The 18,233-nt window shown below is 61.9% G+C and carries 15 protein-coding genes and 2 pseudogenes; 7 read left to right on the top strand and 10 right to left on the bottom strand.

Translation table 11 applies throughout. The features are described from left to right. Positions 1-491 precede the first annotated feature (491 nt). Entirely contained in the window at positions 492-1,292 is an 801-nt protein-coding gene (locus EL22_RS19090; RefSeq protein ID WP_343123173.1) for a PQQ-binding-like beta-propeller repeat protein, read from the top strand. A 655-nt stretch (positions 1,293-1,947) separates the two neighbouring features. Further along, complete coding sequence (locus EL22_RS00540; RefSeq protein ID WP_050049656.1) at positions 1,948-2,493, top strand: hypothetical protein; 546 nt, start codon at positions 1,948-1,950, stop codon at positions 2,491-2,493. Positions 2,494-2,720: 227 nt separating this feature from the next. Here the strand turns inward: EL22_RS00540 and EL22_RS00535 are convergent, their stop codons facing one another. The 3 genes from EL22_RS00535 to EL22_RS00525 all read right to left on the bottom strand — a co-directional run bounded on the left by EL22_RS00535 (position 2,721) and on the right by EL22_RS00525 (position 9,443). Then, positions 2,721-6,911, bottom strand: coding sequence for a hypothetical protein (locus tag EL22_RS00535; RefSeq protein WP_050049655.1), 4,191 nt, complete (start codon positions 6,909-6,911; stop codon positions 2,721-2,723). A 202-nt stretch (positions 6,912-7,113) separates the two neighbouring features. Beyond that, positions 7,114-7,473, bottom strand: coding sequence for a PqqD family protein (locus tag EL22_RS00530; protein ID WP_050049654.1), 360 nt, complete (start codon positions 7,471-7,473; stop codon positions 7,114-7,116). Then, the gene (locus tag EL22_RS00525) at positions 7,470-9,443 is read right to left on the bottom strand and encodes an OPT family oligopeptide transporter (protein ID WP_050049653.1); all 1,974 of its coding nucleotides are present in this window, start codon (positions 9,441-9,443) and stop codon (positions 7,470-7,472) included. The genes EL22_RS00530 and EL22_RS00525 overlap by 4 nt, the downstream gene beginning before the upstream one ends. A 280-nt stretch (positions 9,444-9,723) precedes the next feature. Here EL22_RS00525 and EL22_RS00520 point away from each other — a divergent pair, with 280 nt between their 5' ends. After that, positions 9,724-9,987, top strand: a complete 264-nt coding sequence (locus EL22_RS00520; protein WP_050049652.1) for a hypothetical protein — start codon at positions 9,724-9,726, stop codon at positions 9,985-9,987. 7 nt (positions 9,988-9,994) lie between these two features. Here EL22_RS00520 and EL22_RS00515 read toward each other — a convergent pair. The 3 genes and pseudogenes from EL22_RS00515 to EL22_RS00505 form a co-directional block, all read right to left on the bottom strand. Continuing rightward, a pseudogene (locus EL22_RS00515) lies at positions 9,995-10,555 on the bottom strand (zinc-binding dehydrogenase); the annotation flags it as partial. A 175-nt stretch (positions 10,556-10,730) separates the two neighbouring features. Then, positions 10,731-11,165, bottom strand: coding sequence for a thioredoxin (gene trxA, locus EL22_RS00510; protein ID WP_050049651.1), 435 nt, complete (start codon positions 11,163-11,165; stop codon positions 10,731-10,733). Positions 11,166-11,182: 17 nt separating this feature from the next. After that, positions 11,183-11,956, bottom strand: a complete 774-nt coding sequence (locus EL22_RS00505) for a universal stress protein (protein ID WP_082146624.1) — start codon at positions 11,954-11,956, stop codon at positions 11,183-11,185. 393 nt (positions 11,957-12,349) lie between these two features. Here EL22_RS00505 and EL22_RS17815 point away from each other — a divergent pair, with 393 nt between their 5' ends. The 4 genes and pseudogenes from EL22_RS17815 (at position 12,350) to EL22_RS00485 (ending at position 15,672) form a co-directional block, all read left to right on the top strand. Beyond that, on the top strand, positions 12,350-12,496 hold the full coding sequence (locus EL22_RS17815) for a hypothetical protein (RefSeq protein ID WP_197075813.1): 147 nt from the start codon (positions 12,350-12,352) through the stop codon (positions 12,494-12,496). Further along, the gene (locus EL22_RS00500) at positions 12,496-13,533 is read left to right on the top strand and encodes a sulfite exporter TauE/SafE family protein (protein ID WP_050049650.1); all 1,038 of its coding nucleotides are present in this window, start codon (positions 12,496-12,498) and stop codon (positions 13,531-13,533) included. The genes EL22_RS17815 and EL22_RS00500 overlap by 1 nt, the downstream gene beginning before the upstream one ends. Positions 13,534-14,082: 549 nt before the next feature. Then, a pseudogene (locus tag EL22_RS00490) lies at positions 14,083-14,814 on the top strand (cytochrome B); the annotation flags it as partial. A gap of 192 nt (positions 14,815-15,006) precedes the next feature. After that, positions 15,007-15,672, top strand: coding sequence for an MBL fold metallo-hydrolase (locus EL22_RS00485; RefSeq protein ID WP_050049647.1), 666 nt, complete (start codon positions 15,007-15,009; stop codon positions 15,670-15,672). Between the two features lie 12 nt (positions 15,673-15,684). Here the strand turns inward: EL22_RS00485 and EL22_RS19235 are convergent, their stop codons facing one another. The 4 genes from EL22_RS19235 to EL22_RS00465 are packed head-to-tail and all read right to left on the bottom strand — an operon-like array spanning position 15,685 to position 18,233. Continuing rightward, positions 15,685-15,954 (bottom strand): hypothetical protein, encoded by a 270-nt coding sequence (locus EL22_RS19235; protein WP_082146623.1) that lies wholly within the window; start codon positions 15,952-15,954, stop codon positions 15,685-15,687. After that, positions 15,908-16,342, bottom strand: coding sequence for a hypothetical protein (locus EL22_RS00475; protein WP_050049645.1), 435 nt, complete (start codon positions 16,340-16,342; stop codon positions 15,908-15,910). Before EL22_RS00475 ends, EL22_RS19235 begins: the two co-directional genes overlap by 47 nt. A 3-nt stretch (positions 16,343-16,345) precedes the next feature. Continuing rightward, positions 16,346-18,055 carry a nucleoside recognition domain-containing protein gene (locus EL22_RS00470; protein ID WP_050049644.1) on the bottom strand — a complete coding sequence of 570 codons (1,710 nt, stop codon included), beginning with the start codon at positions 18,053-18,055 and terminating at the stop codon, positions 16,346-16,348. After that, positions 18,048-18,233 (bottom strand): 30S ribosomal protein S14, encoded by a 186-nt coding sequence (locus EL22_RS00465; RefSeq protein WP_050049643.1) that lies wholly within the window; start codon positions 18,231-18,233, stop codon positions 18,048-18,050. Before EL22_RS00465 ends, EL22_RS00470 begins: the two co-directional genes overlap by 8 nt.

The raw sequence follows: 18,233 nt of genomic DNA, 5'->3' as shown, positions 1-18,233 counted from the left end.
ATACCGGGTGCGGGGGAAGACCGGTGACGGGTCGAACCGCGACGAAATCGGCGTTGCGAACGCGTCGTAGCATCTCGAAGACCCCGGTTCTCGAGGCGATTCACGTCTCCGGTTCGACGCGCTGGTCGTCGGTCCATATGGTGTTGCAATTAGTTACTACTGTTTTAATGGTTCGTAGATCCCGACGCCCGCTCGAGGAAGGAGATGGAGAGAACAGCACGACGAGCGGGAGGGTTTGGCCATGCTACTCTGTTATTTCGATTTGACAGTCGACAGGCCGGCCTGAGCACTCGGATGTCTGCGTGAGAAACGATGCTCGTCGTCGCGTATTTCCGCTATGACATCCAGTCAGTCCTCGTAGTCTGCGGTGGTTGTCTCCCGTTTTTCGTCCACATTCCGAACCATCACCACTCGTGCGAATCGTTCGATTCTCTCTGGCCCCTCATACATTGTCCAGAAAACATTTCACTCTCCATTTCAACTTCGTTGGTGTGAAACGAAGACGGATGCTCGCGGGGGCGGGCGCGGTCGGGAGCGCGTCCCTAATCGGCTGTCTCAGGCTCACTGATGATGGCACAGGGGGCGAGTACCAGTGGCGCTACAACGCAGGTGGTGAGATCGACACCGTCTCACAGGGTGTGGTGTTCGGTCGGGAACGGTCTGGCGGACAGGTCATCGCGATCGATAGCACGACTGGTGAGCGCCAGTGGGGGTATGGGAAGACAAGCGGAATGGACACCTACTCCGAACTCACAGTCACGGATACGGGAATCTACTTCGGCTACTGCACCGACGACGACTGTATCGGCCTGTACGCGCTCGATCGAGAGGGCGAAGAGCGGTGGCACGACGAGTCGGTAGGTACCGGCTCCACGAGCCCGTTCGTCGTCGACGGCGTCGTCTACGTTTCCAATTCCGTCGGTGTCGTGCGAGCGTTCGACGCGGAGAGCGGTTCGGTACTGTGGACACGTCGGGACGACCGAGGGAATCTACTCGCTCGAGTGGCACGCCGATACCTGATCGATCGTCATCTCGGAATCGAACGTCTGTTGTCACATCTCTTTCCGGTCACATCGCTCCAGTCACCTGAGCAAGCGCACGATGACGACAACGAGTGCGATACCGGCGGCGACGATCCCGATGGCCGTCGGAAGCGGCTGTCCGCTCCCCCATTCCCAGCCGAGAAACTGCGTTCCCACGACGGCGATAATTACGAAGGCGATACCGAGTACGGTCCCGATCGACGAGCGAGCGTCACGACCGAGCGCCATGTACGGGTATTGGAACGGTGACGACAAAAGCGTACGTTCCGCGTTTCTCACCGAGAAACTGCGTTCGTAGCACGATCGGTTGATGGCTATCGATCCGCCAACCGCGGTACTGCACCGCCCGTCTCACACGGGACGGTCTGTACCATTGTGGCCAGCCGGTATTACTGAATCGCTCGAGCGTGGACGCGTCGCTCCAGATCGCGATCGGGAACAGCTACGGTCGCGGTCGGGCACAGCTACGAGCGGGACTCGTCGGCTGCGGATGGTCGGACTCGGCAGTTACGGACGATCGGGAGGCCGGAGGGGTCGTACAGAAGCACTCTTCGATACCGCCACGTACTGTGGTACGAACTCGTTTCACACTGATGTATCAGATACCACTAACCGGAACGTAAACGAGTCCGTCCAGCGGTGTCAGTCGGGGCCGGGGTACTCGCTGCGAATAATTAGCCATTCAATGGGAGTATCACCCCCCGTTAACGACAACGACAGCGTTCCTGGTTGTGATGGTGTTCGAACTGCGAACCTAACTCCTATGCTGTCCTATCACTATCGATATAATATGGGCCCAAGATGGCGATCTGTGGAATCAGAGAAACCGATAGAGCGGACCAGCGGGACGCGAAGAATCGGGGAGAGGTTGCGACGGCGCCAATTCCTCGCGTCGTCGACAGCCGTGGGTGCGGTCACACTGCTTGCGGGATGTCTCGACGCCGAGTCGGAGGCGGATCCATCCGACTCACCCGAAAGCGAAGCCGTCGAACCGGGGCCACCGTTCGAAATTAGGACAATCGAGGCACGCGGGAGCGAGCGCGGGACGATTTCGGTCCCCGATGAGGGGATCGTCCAGGTCTTACACTTCGCCAGATCGTACTGTCCCACGAGCGAGGGTCAAACCGAGAACGTCGCGGAAGCAATGTCGGAAAGCAACGAGGAACGGGTACGGTTCGTGACGATAAACGACTGGAGTGGGCCAGCAGATACAGATGCAGAACTGGCTGAGTGGTGGGCGGAAAACACTGTCGGTGACTGGTTGCTCGGTGTCGATGAGTCGGCTTCGTCCACCGACTATTACGAGATCGTACCGTTTCCGACAACGATTGTTATCGATGGTAGCGGAGAAGTGTATCACCGCGGATCCGGCGGGACGAGTAGTTCCAATATTAGCTACGCCGTCGAAACCGCACTTGAGTCAGAAACAGGAGAAAACCAATCGGAGTGAGACACATCAGCGTTGGTTCGACGGGTTGAGCCCGGTGGGTTCGCAGATATCGTTACTGACGAACGTGATTGTCGTGACGCGCTCGGAATCGAACGACATACGATGACTAACGCGCCCTCCATTGTTAGTCTCTGGCGTGTGTTACCGAGAATCGTCCTCCTATCGATCGGACGAGTCCTTCGAGTAGGTCGTCGGCTCACTCGTCCAGATACGAGTCTTCACCGGTATCAGGTGTCGGTTCTCTCGAGTTCGACGGTTTCGTCTGCGAGGGTGCGATGTCCCGTCTCTCGGAGTCCGTGACCGAGACGTCTCGCTGCGTCGTCGCGATCTGCTTGGGTAGCCGCCGACAGCCTGTCGGCAGCCTGCTCTACGACTCGTTCGAACGCGTCCGCTGAGTGGATTACGTTCGCATCTACCGCAGTCCGTATCGATTCGTCCACGAACTCGATGCACCGCTCGATCCGTTTTTCGGGTTCGTCTCCCGTTGCACCGTCACGGATCACGCCGGCGTAGACACGCTCCAGGAACGCGGCCGGATCGTCGACGGACGGTCCCATCGCGAACTCGCGGAGCGTCGCATCGAGTCGTCGGTACCACTCGTCGACACCGTCCCGGGACGCCTGACAGAGCGCTCGAGCGTACACAGCGGCGACGAACTCGGCTGGCCGTTCCGGCATCTCGCGCCGCGCTGTCGTTTCGATCCTGTCGGTTACGATATCCAGCCACTCCACCGTCCTCGAGTCGTTGGTGTCTGATCGACCGACCTTCGCGAGCGCCGCCGCGTACACTCGTTCGAAACGAGTCGCTCGCTCGAGTTCGTCACACTCGGGTGAAACTTCGTTCTCGAGGACGATCAGCACCTCGGCGATCCCGAACCGCACCGCCTCGGGCGGACCGTCGGCGGCGAGTGCGAGCGCGCCACCGAACACCGAGACGATGTGAGTGGACGGGTGCGGTGAATACGTAGGCGCAGTCGCGTCCGCCTCGATTCGTGAGACAACTGCGTCGACCAACCGGTCGTGTGTCCGCTCGCCGACATCGGTCCGCGTCAGTGCTGCCGCGAGCACCTCGGCGTCCGTCGATGCGAACGCGTCGTCCCATGCAGACGTCGCCGGTTTGTCGATGGACGCCTGACACGTCCGCAGCGACTGGCCGAGCACCTCGAGCCACTCCTGTGTGCGACTGGGGGCTCCCTCGGCCGCCCATCGGACCGCCGCGTCCCCGAATACGTCCACGAGGAAGGTTGCCGGATCGTCGATTGACTCGGCCGTGGTCGCCCTCGAATCGATTCGATCCACGAGGCCGGAATACCACGCGTGTTCTCCGCGTGGCGTCACTCCGCCGTCCGAGTCCGCGTCGAAGCCGCGCGCGTGTGTCGACAGCACCCCGCAGTAGATGTCCGTCACGTACTGTCCCCTTTCCGTGACGGCTGTGTCGGCTACGTCGCCCTGCATCACCGATCGATCGTATAGTTCTATCCAGTCTTCGAACCCGAGTGCGTCGTCGAACGGGATCGAATCGGTGCCGTAGGGGTACTGACCGACTTCGTCCGGGTACTCGAGTTCGACGTCGCCGAAGGCGGCAAGCGCCTTCGCGTGTAGCGATGACCGAAGCGCTCGCTCGTTCGCGAAGCGGGCAGAACTCGCGATCGCATCGACCAGCCGGTGGCAGTTCGAGAACGATTGCTCCGCTCGCTCGAGGTCGCCCGTCTGGACGACGGATCGAACGGCCTGGCCGTAGGCATCGGTTACGAACGCCTCGGGATCGTCGATGTCCGCTTTGACTGCCGTTCGAGACAGCTCCGTACCGACAGCCTCGAGCCAGGGGACGAACGCGTCGTCCGGACAGCCGTGTTCGAATACCCACAGTCCGATCCCAGCCCCGTAGCAGCCCTCGAGCATCGACGTTTGAGCATCAGGGTCTGCGATGAGAGAGACCGAGTCCCGAGCGCGAGACCCGATATCGGTCACCCAGGCCGACAGCGCTTCGGGCGAACGCTCGGCACCCGCCACGGCTCCGAGCATGGAACCGAAGGCGTGCTGGAGCACTCCGGCTGTGGCCCAATCGTTCGGCTCCATCGCACGCTGGCGAACGAGCGAGAGTATCGTGACGAGACTAGCATCCGCCGCCGTGGGGTCCTCGAAGCGGTGAACGATTCGCTCGAGTACGCTGCCGTAGACGAAGTGTAGCGGGAACTGGGACCCGTCCTCCGAGACCATATCGTGGAGCGTCTGATCGACACACCCCACTGCGGCGTGGTTTATCCGCTCTCCCGCCGGCGGATCGACCAGTATTGCAAGTGCCCCCGCGAAGGTGGTGGCGAACGGTTCGAGGTCACCGCCGACGGATTCCTGACCGTTCGGGGTTGCGGTTTCGTTAGTGAGAGTCGACACGTTGCGGGCGATCGCGTGAACCCACTCGTTCGTCGTCGGGTCCGCCGTCGCCACGGCAGCGATCGCGGTCCCGTAAACCTCGCCGCGGTACCGCAGCGGCCCAGCGGCGTCGGCATTCCGATTCCGGCCGACGTCCGCCACGAGTTCGTCGATGAACGAGAGCCACTGCTCGGCCGCGGTGGGGTCGTGAGTGACCCTGAGAGTATCGATAGCTGCCGCCACGACGTTTCCGACGAACTCGCCTTCGAGTGCGTGATCCGGACACCCCGCAACTGCTGCGAGCGTGCTCTGGTCTCTAACCGGTTCGATGTCGACGGTCCGACGCGACGGCGACTGAACCCGGTTCCAACCGATCGCCTCGAGCAGATCGCCGGCGACGACCGCTGGGTCGCGATTGGAAACGTCGTTCGGGTCCTCGAGGACGAACTCGACCCGGTCGTTCCAGGCGGCCAGTTCCTCACACGCAGCCCGCTCACTGGCGTGCTCGAGGCGCTCACGGTCGCTGTCGTCACAGATGAGTACTGCGCCTGCACAGCTCCCGTCTGCTACCCATTCGGGGAGCGCCCGAACGCCGTCGCCGCCGGTGATCCGCGCCGGTTCGGCCCCGTACGTCGCGATGACGACCGCGTTCGGCGTCGCATCGACGCCGGTCCGGATGTGGGACGGACGAGAGAGATCGGGGAGTAAGACGGTCGACCCCCAGTCGGACAGTTCCGAAGCGAGCGATGCAGCGAGCCGTCGCTTGCCGCTTGTCTTCGGTCCTGATAGGATCACCAGTCCTCCATCGAGCGCCTCGAGGAGTTCGTCCCTGTCGACGAGCGATGTCCAGTCTGCCCCCTCCTTATCGTGGGAGCCGTTTCGCTCTCGTGACGAGGCTGGCAGCTCTCGTTCAGCCGCTGAATCGGACAGTGTCTGGAGGCCATCCCAGTGCCACGAACCGACGAGCGGATGCGAGTCGAACGCGTCGGGTTCGGTCGAAATCGCCTCGAGCGACGACTGCTCCGAACCGAGCGCATCTGCTGTCTCTCGGAGGACACTCCGAGCGACATCGACGGCCGACTCTCCGGCTTCGTCGAGGTGGTCTCGGATCGCCGCTCGAGCGGGAGTCGCGGCGAACACCCGAAGGTGATCGACCGTTCCGGGCGGCAGATCCAGGTTCCGTTCGAGCGCCGCCGCGGTCGCGGGGAGCACCCGGTATCGATCGAACGAGTCGAGCCAGTCCGCGTCCGAAGCCAGCCCGATTGCGACCAGCGCGACCGCAGCGAGCACCGGCGGCGAGCGGTCGTTCGGGATTCGACTCGGGAGGCCACCGTTTGGAACGAGTCGCGAGATCGTCTCGACGAACTGTTCGTCGAACGCCCCGCTCGAAACATCGTGGTCTCCGAACGCCCTCCTGACGTCCTCGGGCATGATGGCCGGCGAGTCGTCGTTTTTCGAGAGGGAAAGAAACGCCGCCGGCGTGACTGTCCCACCGTACCAGCCGAGACGGCGTCGTAGCTCCGGCGTCTCGAAGGCGTACGGCGGGTACCAGGCCCGCTCGAGTATCGCCGCTCGCTCGGTGTCTCGCAAGCCGCCGAGACTCCGCGTATTGATGCGCCGTCGAGTGTCGTCGACTGCATCCCAAACGGCTGTCGGGGGCGTTCGGACGAGTAGAACGGAATCGATCGCACCGACGAACTGGTCGGATACCCCTCGGTCGCTCTGACAGAGCCAGTCAAAGCTTCTGGGGCAGGCGAGGAGCACCGCGCCGTCCGCTCTGGCGAACAGCGATTTCTCGCCGTACTCGTGACAGTAGGTCGAGAGGAGTTCGTCCTCGAGAGCGAACACCGCAGCAACGAAGTCTTCCACGATCACGAGTTCGTCGTCGAATTTCGTTGTCTCGGGGAGCCTGTCGACGGGTTGGCCCACCGATCGAAGTTGCTGTGAGCTTCCGGTTCCGGGTGCGGCGAGAACGAGCGTTACCTCGCCCGGTGTCACGACAGCCGCCAGTTCGTCAGGTCTGACCTCCTGTATCGTCGAATCCATGGGTAGGGGCAACCGCCTTCGTCGACGGGTTTCGCGGGATCGACAACGGCAGTTGGGTACGTACAACGTAGCACATACCTAGTATAAATTTTTCTACAGCAGTGCCGTATCGATATGCACCGCTCGAGCGTCGCTCGTTTCGTCTTCGGATTCGTTCGGCCTCGCTGGGACGACCAACGACGATACTGCCGGTCGCAGCCGATCACTCGTCTTTCTGGTTCTCGAACCGAACGAGGTCTCGTTCCTCGAGTTGCATGAGAAAGTGCGCGAGCGTCTCGTCGACGGGCTCGACCCGATCGGCATCGTGTTCGTCGGCGACGATTGCTGCGATCTCCGAGACGGTGTGTTCGCCGTCACAGTGGGTCCAGACGGTGGTTCCGACCGAATCGAGCGTGAGGTCGTGTTCTCGACTCGTCCCGAAGAGGTCGAACAGGAACTTGTCGAGACGGTTTCGGGGGTTTTTCGTCCACCTGATCGTGACTCGTCGATCACCGTCGCTGGTCGTTACGTCCCAGTCGTCGGTCGTTCGCGTCGGAATCGAACTCGGCGCGTGGGAACTCATGCGTCCGGCGATTGCGACCCGCGGAGGACGCCGCCCGTGAAGATTCCGAGGAGGGCCACGAGGGCGACGACGCCGAGAATCGTCTGCGTTCCGGCGCCGAACTCGAGCGGGAACGGGACCCCGGTCTCCGTTCCGATGCCGCGGATGTAGAGCGCGCCGATGACGATCCCCATGATCGCCTCACCGGTAATCAGCCCCGCGGCGATGATCCGGCCCCGATAGGTCGTCTGCTTCGCGACGGAGCCGTCCGGGTCGCCCTTCCACGCGACGTACTTGTCGATCCCGGCCCGGAGCAAGCCGCCCAGGAAAATCGGGGTTGCGAGCGTGATCGGAAGGTAGATCCCGACGGCGAAAGGCAGGACGGGGACGTTCATGAGGATCAGGACGATCGCGAAGACGGCTCCGATGAGGATCATCCCCCATTGGGCGGTACCGGTGAGAACGCCCTCGGAGATCAGCGCCATCATGCCGGCCTGCGGTGCGGGAATGGTCTCGCTACCGATTCCGTACGCCTGATGGAAGAACGAAAGCACCCAGCCCGCAAAGAGCGCGGAGATAGCGATCCCGATCATCTGTGCGATTTGTTGTTTGCGCGGCGTCGCACCGAGGAGGTAGCCGGTTTTCAGATCCTGCGAGGTGTCGCCTGCGACCGCGGCGGCGATCGCGACGACCGAAGCTGTCACGAGTACCACGACGGGATCGGTCACGCCGGTCGATTTCAGCGCGAGCGCGGCGATCAGGATCGTCGCGATGGCCATCCCGGAGACGGGGTTCGACGAGCTCCCGACGACGCCGACCAGGTACGCAGAGACGGCGACGAAGAGGAACGCGGCGATGACGGCGATGACCCCACCAAGCAGTCCGACCTGGATCTGCGGGACCGCGACCAGCGCGAGGGCGATTACGGCCGCCCCGCCGACGACGAGTTTCATCGGGAGGTCACGCTGCGTTCGCCGCCGTTGGCCCGTCGCGGTCGCCCCAGAACCGCGGAGTTCGGCCATGGCAGTCCCCAGCGCGTCCCGAATCGTCCCGCCCATCGAGAGGATCGCGTAAAATCCGCCGACGAGCATCGCACCGGCACCGATGTAGCGGATGTACTCGTCCCAGACCGCGTTCGCCTGAGCCATGAGCGTCGCGTTGGCGGCCGCCTCGGGGACGAACCCGCCAGTAATGAGAAGCGGGATCAGCATCATCCAGGCGAGCAGGCCGCCGCCGAACACGTAGCCGGCGATTTTCGGACCGATGATGTATCCCACGCCGATCAGCGCGGGGGTGAAATCGCCCCCGATGGCGAACCCGCGGGTCTGCCCTGCCGAGAAGGCCGTCTGAATGGTCGTCCTGAACGCGGCCATCCCGTTTGCCAGCCACATGTAGACGAAACTCGAGAGAAAGCCAAGCGAGATGAGCTTGATGCCGCCTTCCCCTTCCGAGCCGGCCTCGAGGACGTCTGCACACGCAGTCCCCTCAGGATAGGGGAGTTCCTCGTGTCTCTCGACGATGAGGTATCGGCGCATCGGGATCATGAACAGAACCCCGAGGAGCCCGCCCAGAATCGCGACCGATGCGGTTTCCGCGATGTCGATGGGCTGGTCGAGGAACGTGACGCCGGCGATCGTGAAGATCACGCCGGCCGCGAGCGCCTCGCCCGCGGAGGTCATCGTCTGGACGATGTTGTTCTCGAGTATCGTCCCGCCGATACCGGCGTTTCGAAGCGCGTAGAACACGCCCATGCTGATGACCGCGGCCGGAATCGAGGCGCTGATCGTCATCCCGGAGCGCATCCCGAGGTACATGTTCGCGGTCAACAGCACCACGTTCAGCGCGAGGCCGATCAGTACCGCCTTGATCGTCAGTTCTGCGATGCTCTTTCCGGTCGGGACGGTCGGTGCGGGACCGTCTCTTTCTAGTTGTTCGTTCGCCGTACGGTCGTCGCTCGAGACCGCTGTATCCTGTGATGGTCCGTGTGACATGATTGACTTCGGCGGCCGTCTCGTACGCACGGGCCCGCAAAGCCGACGTGAACGTCGCGACCACGGGCGTTCTCGGTGGTTTCGAGGTCGCGCGTCGGGTCCGTTGGAGAGCGGATCCGCATTCTCGATGATTGTAGTCCCTTCGAGCCATAAAAACGGAAAGATTCGATCGGAGCATGGAATCCTCGAACGTCGGTGGCTCTCGACAGCGGGGGTTCGTCGCCCGAACGGGGGATATCATTAAACGAGTCGGGCACGAAAACGAGAGTACGTCGCTGCGATGACCGATCTCACCGATCCGCGCCCGCCGCTTCCCGGGTGGATTATGGACGCCTACGAACTCCTCGCGACGCACAGTTGCGACACGGTGGAGTCCCGGAACAGACAGTCGATCCCGCGCGACCGCGCCCTCGAGGTCCTCCGCGACGCTTCGGAGGTCGACCTCGAGGACGGGGACGCGGCCCACGCACTGTCTCGATTGATCGATCGGGGGTACCTCTACGAAGTAAACGGTGAGCTTCGCGTAACGATCCCCGAGAACTAGCGCGGTATCAGGGCTTTACGAGCACTTTGATAGCCTCGCGCTCGTCCATCGCGCGATACCCAGCCGGAACGCCGTCGAGGTCGACCGTCTCCGTGAAGATCGGCGACGGATCGAGCGTCCCTTGACACACGTCGGCCATTAGTTCCTCGGCGTACTCCCGAACCGGTGCGACGCCGCCCCGCAGTGAGATGTTGTCCGAGAACATCGAGAACACGTCCAGGCCGCCGTCTTCGACGCCGTAGGGTACGCCGACGTACCCGACCGTCCCACCGGGGCGGGCGACCCCAATGGCGGTGTTCATCGCGGACGCGGCACCGACGCACTCCATGACGTGCGTCGCGCCCCCGTGGGTCAGCTCTCGGACGCGTTCGATGGCGGCCTCGCCGCGCTCTGCCACCGTCTCGGTCGCGCCGAACTCGTCGGCGATCTCGAGGCGGTCCTCGTGGTGGCCGACCGCGATGATCCGCTCCGCACCGAGGCGCTGAGCGGCGAGCACGCCGCACAACCCGACCGCGCCGTCGCCGATGACGACCGCGGTGTCGCCCGCGGATACGCCGGCGCTGACGGCCTCTCGTGGGCAAAGCAGTACCAAAAAACGACGTGGTCGGCTCGCTTCCAACTTTCGAGCCCGCGACGGCGAACCGAAACTCGTCTATGCGACGACGCCCCCAACCGCCGTCGGCTCTCGTTTCCGTCGGACGCGTGATTCCGGAATCTGAGACGTTAGACGTGGCGTCCGAGGGTTAGGCGTGTTGCTCGATGAGCGACTCGAGGGTCGCCCGATCCTGGACGCCGACCAGCCGCTCGGTCAACTGACCGTCGGCGTACAAGACCAGCGTCGGCACGCTGCGAGCGCCCAGTTGCTGGGCGATCCGCTGGTTGGCATCGACGTCGACCTTCGCGACGGCGGCGTCGGTCTCCGCGGCTAGGGCTTCGACCGTCGGCTCGAGCATCTTGCAGGGGCCACACCAGTCGGCGTAGCAGTCCACGAGGACGACGTCGTGTCCGTCGACGACCGACTCGAGGTGACCCTGACCCGTGATCGCGATCGGTTCGTCGGGCGCATCGCTTCCGTCGTTGGCGTCCTCGAGGCTCCTGCCGTTCTCGAGGCGTTGCTGTAGTTCTCGTTTCTTGCGCTCGCGGATTCGTCGCCGTTCGTCCTCGACACTGTTGCTCATCGATCGATTGTACGGGCTCAGTGGATATAATGGTTTTGTGTATATGGAGCAATACTCAAGGGGCGGTCTGGTCGGAGATCATTGTCGAAACAGCTCGATTGACCGATCGTCGGATACGACGATTGCGGTTCGCAGTTCCGAACGACGATTCTTGATGGGACGATACCGTTGCTCGAGTTCGATCGCATACGAATACGACCGACGCCTGTCCTGGCCGCAATGAGTTTGGAAGGTCTCGATAAACACAATACTGACCGCTCTATCGGCGAGTGAACGAGCGATCCGACATCGAACGCTTGCTCCGCGTTCTCCGAGAAGTCCGTCGCGTACAGCATCCGTCGGAACAGACGCTCGCGAACGACGTCCGGGTCCTCGCCCCCGCGTTCGATTCGGTTGACCAGCAGCGGTACGACCGTCGTCCGCGCGAGGTTGCGCGCGGTCGAGCCGATGACACGGTTCTCGAGCGGGCTCGTTCCGCGCGAGCCGACGACCGTCAGACTGGCACCGATCGCCTCCGCGACGCCGTTGATGCGTCGGTGTGGCGTGCCCCGGACGACGTGCGCGTCGACGTCGAAGCCGGCGTCTTCGATAACGTGTCGATAGCGCGAAAGCGCTTGCTCGCGTCGGTCCTCGAAGTCCATCCCGGGCATGCCCGCGTGGACATTCGACGGAATCACGGTCACGAGGTGGATCTCGTCGACGCCGATTCGGCCCAGACACTCGAGGCAGGTCTCGCTCTCGATCGTCGCCTCGCTTGCGGCGGAGAGGTCGGTTGCACAGATCGCTTTCATACCCTTCGTAGGAGCGACGCGATAATATTGTTTTTGGGCATCAATATCAGCTGTTCGACGGCGGACGATCGAACAGTGGTCGAGTACCGATCGAGTGGCGATCCGACAGCGATTGGACGGTGCTTGGACGGCCACCGTCTGAGTCCCGTACACGTTCGAGCGGCGAACGGTCACTTCCATTGTAGTATCGGAGATGTCCGCGCGCGAGTTCTGTCGACCGGCTATCGTGGGTTCCGTATATTCGAATAAGTTATATCGATATCTTCGTAGGATAGTCGTTACATAGGCTGCAGTAATATTGTGTGGAAATCCCAAAAGCGTTATATCCACTCTCCGGGTAGTCGATACTGAAGACATGATCCACACCCACCGAACCGGCGGAGGTCGATATCGATGATCGACTTCGCCGGCTCTTCGCCAGCAGTACAGGCAGGCGCCCTCGTCGGCGCCGTCCTCCTCGAGGCGATCGTCCTCTACGTCGGGTACGGCGCCCTCGAGCGAGTCGCGATGCCGGTCATCGAAAAAGTCAAACACGCATGATGGAGCTGTTCGGAATCGCACTGACGACGCTCGCACTGTTCGTGAGTTTCGGTTTCATGGTCGGGGTGCTGTTCGGTTTCTTCGGGATGGGCGGCTCGTTTCTCGTCACGCCCGCGTTACTCGTGATGGGCTATCCCGCCCGCGTCGCCGTCGGAAGCGGGATGGCCTTCGTCTTCGGGACGGCCGTCATCGCGACGCTGAAACACCACGACCTCGGCCAGGTCGACTACAAGCTCGGCGGACTGATGATCGTCGGGACCACCGCCGGCATCGAGGTCGGCAGTATCTTGGTCTACCGGCTCGAGGAACTCGGCCTCGCGAGCGGCGTCATCGGCGTCACGTACGTCGGTCTGTTGGGCGTGATCGGCCTGTTCGTGACCCGGAACGCGCTCAAAAGCGACGGAGATAGTTCCGGCGGCGGTCACCACGACGCCGCGGACGGGGAGATAGACCCCGACGATATTCCGGATATCGCGAAGAAGATTCAGTCTCACCGGGTCCCGCCGATGATGACGATCGCGGGCGGCATTCAGGTCTCGCTGTGGATGATTCTGGGCGTCGCGTTCGCGACGGGGCTCCTCTCGGGCTTTCTCGGCGTCGGCGGCGGGTTCATCCGGATGCCCGCGATGTTCTACCTGATCGGCGTCCCGGTGCCCGTCGCGGTCGGAACCGACTTGTTCGAGATCGTCTTCTCGGGCGGGTTCGGCTCGTTCACCTACGGGCTCAACGGCGGCGTGGACCTCTCGATCGTCGCGCCGCTGCTCGCGGGCAGCGCGCTCGGGGCGCGGATCGGGTCGGCGTCGACGAATATCGTCGACGAGGGCGACATCAAGGTCTACTTCGGGCTGATGCTCCTGGGCGGATCGATCGCCGTCGCGTTCCAGCAGGCCGGCGACTACCTCGCCATCGAGGCGTTCAACACCGTGGGCTTCGCCCTGATCTTGCTCTCGGCGTTCATGGTCAGCGGGGCCGTGATCTACAGCACGATCACGACGATGCGCGCACAGGCGCGTACAGCTACGCCGTCCGCCGACTGAAGCTATCTCGAACCGCTCGCTGATCCGTTGGTCCTCGGCCGAGAAGAGCGACGCTTTCGGTCGTATTCCGGGGCGACTCCACCGTCTCGTCAGTCTCGTCACCGTGAGGAACGCACGCCGATCGAACGGCCTCGAGCGTCTCGTTTCTCGCGCCTCGAGAGGGGACCCTCCCAGAATCTCGCATCAGTTCCGCGCAGCCAAAGTCGCGCGAACGCTCGACCGTACGGACTCGATGTAGACCGCGCCTGTGAAACGGATGTCCGTTATTGCTTTTTATCGAACATCTTCTCCGATAGGTGTATGCCACCGTTTGACAACCGTGCTAGCATGTCGGTACATCAGTCCCGCTTGGCGCGGATGACCCGTTGTTCGATACCGGCGCCGGATCGTGCCCGTCTTACGAGCCGGCGTCTGACCGATTTCTCGAGGGGTTTGGATCGGTCCGCCATCGAGGATCGAGTACGCCGTATTCGGTCGGTTTCTCACACGGTGATGATCGCAGAGTTTCAGCACACCTATACTTTCGGATGTCCGTATTAACAATCACCTATACAAATCACTAGATCGACGATCGCGAAAGCGCTGATCACGGTTTTCGCGATCAATCTGCTGGTGCTGGGTGGCGGTGCGCTGTACTCCGCACAGCAGGTCCCGCCGATTCCGCAGGAAGTGATCGGCCCCGACGGCGAAACCGTCGCCACGCAATCGCAGGTTCAGGACGGGAAGGTGGCGTTCCAGCAAAATAGCCTGATGAACCACGGGTCGATCCTCGGCAACGGCGCGTACTACGGCGTCGATTACACCGCCGATACGCTCGATCTGAAAGTCGAACACGTGCGGGAGTACTACGCCCAGGAACGGCACGAGACGGCGTACACGGACCTCAAGCCGGCCGAACAGGGCGGAATCGATCGGCTCGTCGAAGACGACCTCGACGAGCAGTTCACCGAAGGCGCAGAAACCATCGAGTACTCCGCCCCGGAGGTCTACGCACACGAACAGGTCCGCGACGAGTACGCCCAGCGATACCACGAGGGATCGCTCGAGCGCGGCGTCCCCGCTGATTTCATCGGCTCCGAGGAGGAAGCGCGACAGTTCGCCGACTTCGCACTCTGGACCGCGTGGATCTCTCACACCGATCGACCGCGGAGCGATACCAGCTTCACGAACGAGTGGCCGTACAACCCCGACGCGGGCAACACGCCGACCGGCGCGACGATGATCTGGAGCGTCATCAGCATGGTGTTGCTCGTCGGTGCCGTCGGTGTCGGCGTCTTCATGGCCCATGGCACCGCCGCGCACGAATTAGCAGTTTCGATTCGAAATACGACGGACTGAAGCCACCAACGCAACCGACCGAGATCGAGTATTACTATCGCGAATTCCTGCGCTTTAATTTTGCGGGCCAAACGGAACCGAAAAGTCGCTCGGAGATGGGTACTAAGTCACTCGAATTCGTATGATCTGGTAGCAATGACTACCGATTACGATAGCCTGAGCTTCGATCGACTCGGACATGCAAGCGTTCGGATCGAAACCGACGATAACACCGTTATCTACATCGATCCCTGGAGCGAGGTACTGGATAGCGAGCCGAAAGACGCGGATATCGTGTTCGTCACGCACGACGATTTCGATCATTACGACCCTGACGCGATCGAGGCAGTCGCCACCTCGGATTCCACCATCGCCGTCTACGATGCAGTTGACACGACCGATCTCGACTTCGATGTCGTCGACCTCCCACTCGAGGGAGAAAGAACGGTCGATGGGATCACTGTTCGGACGATACCCGCCTACAACGATCCCGAAGGCGAGCACGTCGACGAAGACGGAACTCCGTTCCACGCCGAAGGGGAAGTAATCGGTCTCCTCCTTACCGTCGACAATACAACTGTCTTCTTCTCGTCTGACACTGACTTCCTCGATCACCATCGGTCCGTCACCACCGACGTATTTATTCCGCCGATCGGCGGCCACTTCACCATGGATCGGCGTGAAGCCGCCGAATTCGCACAGCACATCGATCCTGAGATAGTACTCCCGGTTCACTACGATACCTTCGAGCCCATTGAAACCGATGCTGATGCGTTTGTAAGCGACCTCGAAGATGCAGATATTCGGGTTGAATTGTTTTAAGAAGTACGAACGCTACGGAACGTGAACTCTGAGGACGTGTCCCCCACAACCACACTGTTCGATGTACTCCCAATCAACGTCTTCGCCGCGTTCGTTCTCTAAGATGTCGTAGAGGTACCCCTCCGGATGACCGTGGTTGGTGTGCGTGACGAGATTCACGTGGTTGCCGGGTGCACACAGTTTCGGAGGATAGCTAGTTTTAGGTTGAATATCCGTTGACTCGTGGTGCTGTTGATCACTCAAAAGTCGATTGTGAACGATCTCGGACACTCCTGAGTACACGAGCCAACCAGGAGATCATCTGTTTCCGTGGCGTGGTCTCCTTGTTGTCGAGTTCCCAGCCGGCAGCACTGGCGGCGTCCGCGAGAGTGAGATACTCCCAGTACTTCTGCGGAAGGTAATCGGGACGGTCGGGAGCTTCGCCGACCAGAACGTGTCTCTCGGTTGTGAACCGGGTATGGAGATGCTGGAAGTTCGAGGTGGTCGGCGTTATCTGAAAGTCGCGACGAACGAGATTTTTTGAACTGAAGGTGTGGGCTGCCCCAGAATCTACCGTGGTCAGACCGACCTTCTGCGCCCATTGTCGCGCACCGACGACCACCGCCTGTGGTTCACGAGTCTGCTGCAGGGCAGCCAGTTCGAACGCGAGTGTCATTGTTTCGCCGGTCATCGGTTATAAGATGACGGCACCACCCCATCCGATGAGTAGCGAGAAACCGACGGCAGCTGCTGCCTGACGGAGTAGCATCCGTCCGGCGTACCTCGGGGAGAGTTCCTTCGCGACGGTGATCGCAGTCACCAGGCACGGAAGTAGCACCCCCGCTAGGTAGACGGCGGTCAGTACCTGCACGGGAGTCATCGCGGACAGCGTCGCGCTGAGACCATCCGACTGTAACAGAAGCAGACCGTCCTTACGGATCGACCCCATCACGACGACGAGTGCGGTCTCACCGGGGAGGTTGAACAGCCCCATCACTGGTGAGAGGGCCTCACCGATCACGTCCAGAATGCCGAAATAATCGAGAAGCGATGCGACGAGGACGATCCCGGCGAAGACTGGGAGCGCCTTCAGGAAGAAACTCCGAATCACGGTCTTAGCCTCGCGCCACACGGACTGCCAGGTCGGCCACTGGAGGAACGCGCGGTTCTCGGTAGCCAGCGACGCCGTTCGAGCACGCTCGGGAGCGATCAGGCGAGCGTAGACGAGTGTCGTGATCGTGAGAATCCCGACGTACGGGAGAACGAGCCATGGCATCTCGACGGCTGCGAACACAGCGAGCGTCGCTGGGAACTGGTACGAACAGGCCGAGCCGAACCCAATCGCCGAGACGGTCGTTCGGCGCGTACAGTCAGAACAGCCTCGAGTGCTGGTGACTGCCGGGACGTTACAACCGAATCCCATGACCACTCGAACGAGATCCCGACCGGTGAGGCCCACGCGCCGAAGGTGTGGGTGGAGTGACGCCGTGATTCGCGTGACGAGTCCGCTCTTCTTGTAGACGGCCATGAAGACCGCGAAGATGAGAATCGTCGGTCCAGCCCAGACGAACAGGAACGGCCCCATCGAGAGCAGGCCGTAGTCGCCGCCCAGGACTGCTGCGAGCGGTCCTGGAAGATCGCTCGCCCACTGGACCGCGGGTTCTAGAAGTGTACTCACTCGAGGGGAGAGTTCGGCAGCCGCAGCGTTGGCGAAGTGAACTGCGGCCGCGGCTGGCAACAGGAGCAAGACGATACTGACGAACGGGCCGAGGAGCGGATGCTCGATAATCGTCTCCGGCGGGTCGAGATGAATACCCGTCTGTCGGTGAACCCGCCCCGGGAACTCGTTGGCGTCGTGAAGCGCGTTGACGAGTCGCTTGTGGTCGGTGCCGTCGATTGCAGTGCCGCCGCCGTCAGTTGCGACGCGGGAAACGTTTCGCGCGTCCACCGGAGCGATCGGGACTCCGAGGTCGTCGGCAAGCGCGTCCAGTTCGTCACGCGCTGCGGCCGGGTTCTCCACTTTGTCCCAGAACGTCACCGCGATAGCGCCAACCTTTCCTTGCGCCAGCGGTAGCAGATCTTCGAGATCGTCGTCGATGTTCGTCGCGCGGACGACGAGTAACACGGTCTCGGTCTCTTCGACGGTGCTGATCGCCGTCCGAGTGGTCTCGGTATCCGTCCCGAGCAGGATACCGGGTGTGTCGACAAAGACGAACTCCTCGGATTCGTATCGCTCGACGTCGACGGTCGTTCCCCGGAAGTTCCCGGTCGTCGGCGTCGTCCCGGAGAGGCCAGCGACGATTTCTGACTTCCCGACGCTCTCCTTGCCGACGACCACGACGGTTTCCTTTCCGCCGTTCTCCGTCGATGGGACGTTGCCCGTGAGATTCCGTGCATCAGTCATATTTTTCGAATCCCATCTTCGGAGCCAGTTCACGGAACGACTGCCGGCAGAGCCAGATGTCGTACTTACCGACGAGACCCTGTTCGCGGCCCGTCATTCGGCAGACGTGTCGGTTGTCGTCTCTCGCTTCGTTCGGTTGCTCGGTTTCACTGTCTTTCTGTGGAGTATCTCGTGTCAT

This window comes from Halostagnicola sp. A56 (genome assembly GCF_000691505.1).
In the GTDB taxonomy this organism is placed as follows: Archaea; Halobacteriota; Halobacteria; order Halobacteriales; family Natrialbaceae; genus Halostagnicola.
Note: the sequence above shows the minus strand (reverse complement) of the source record. Positions and strands in the feature narration are given on the sequence as shown.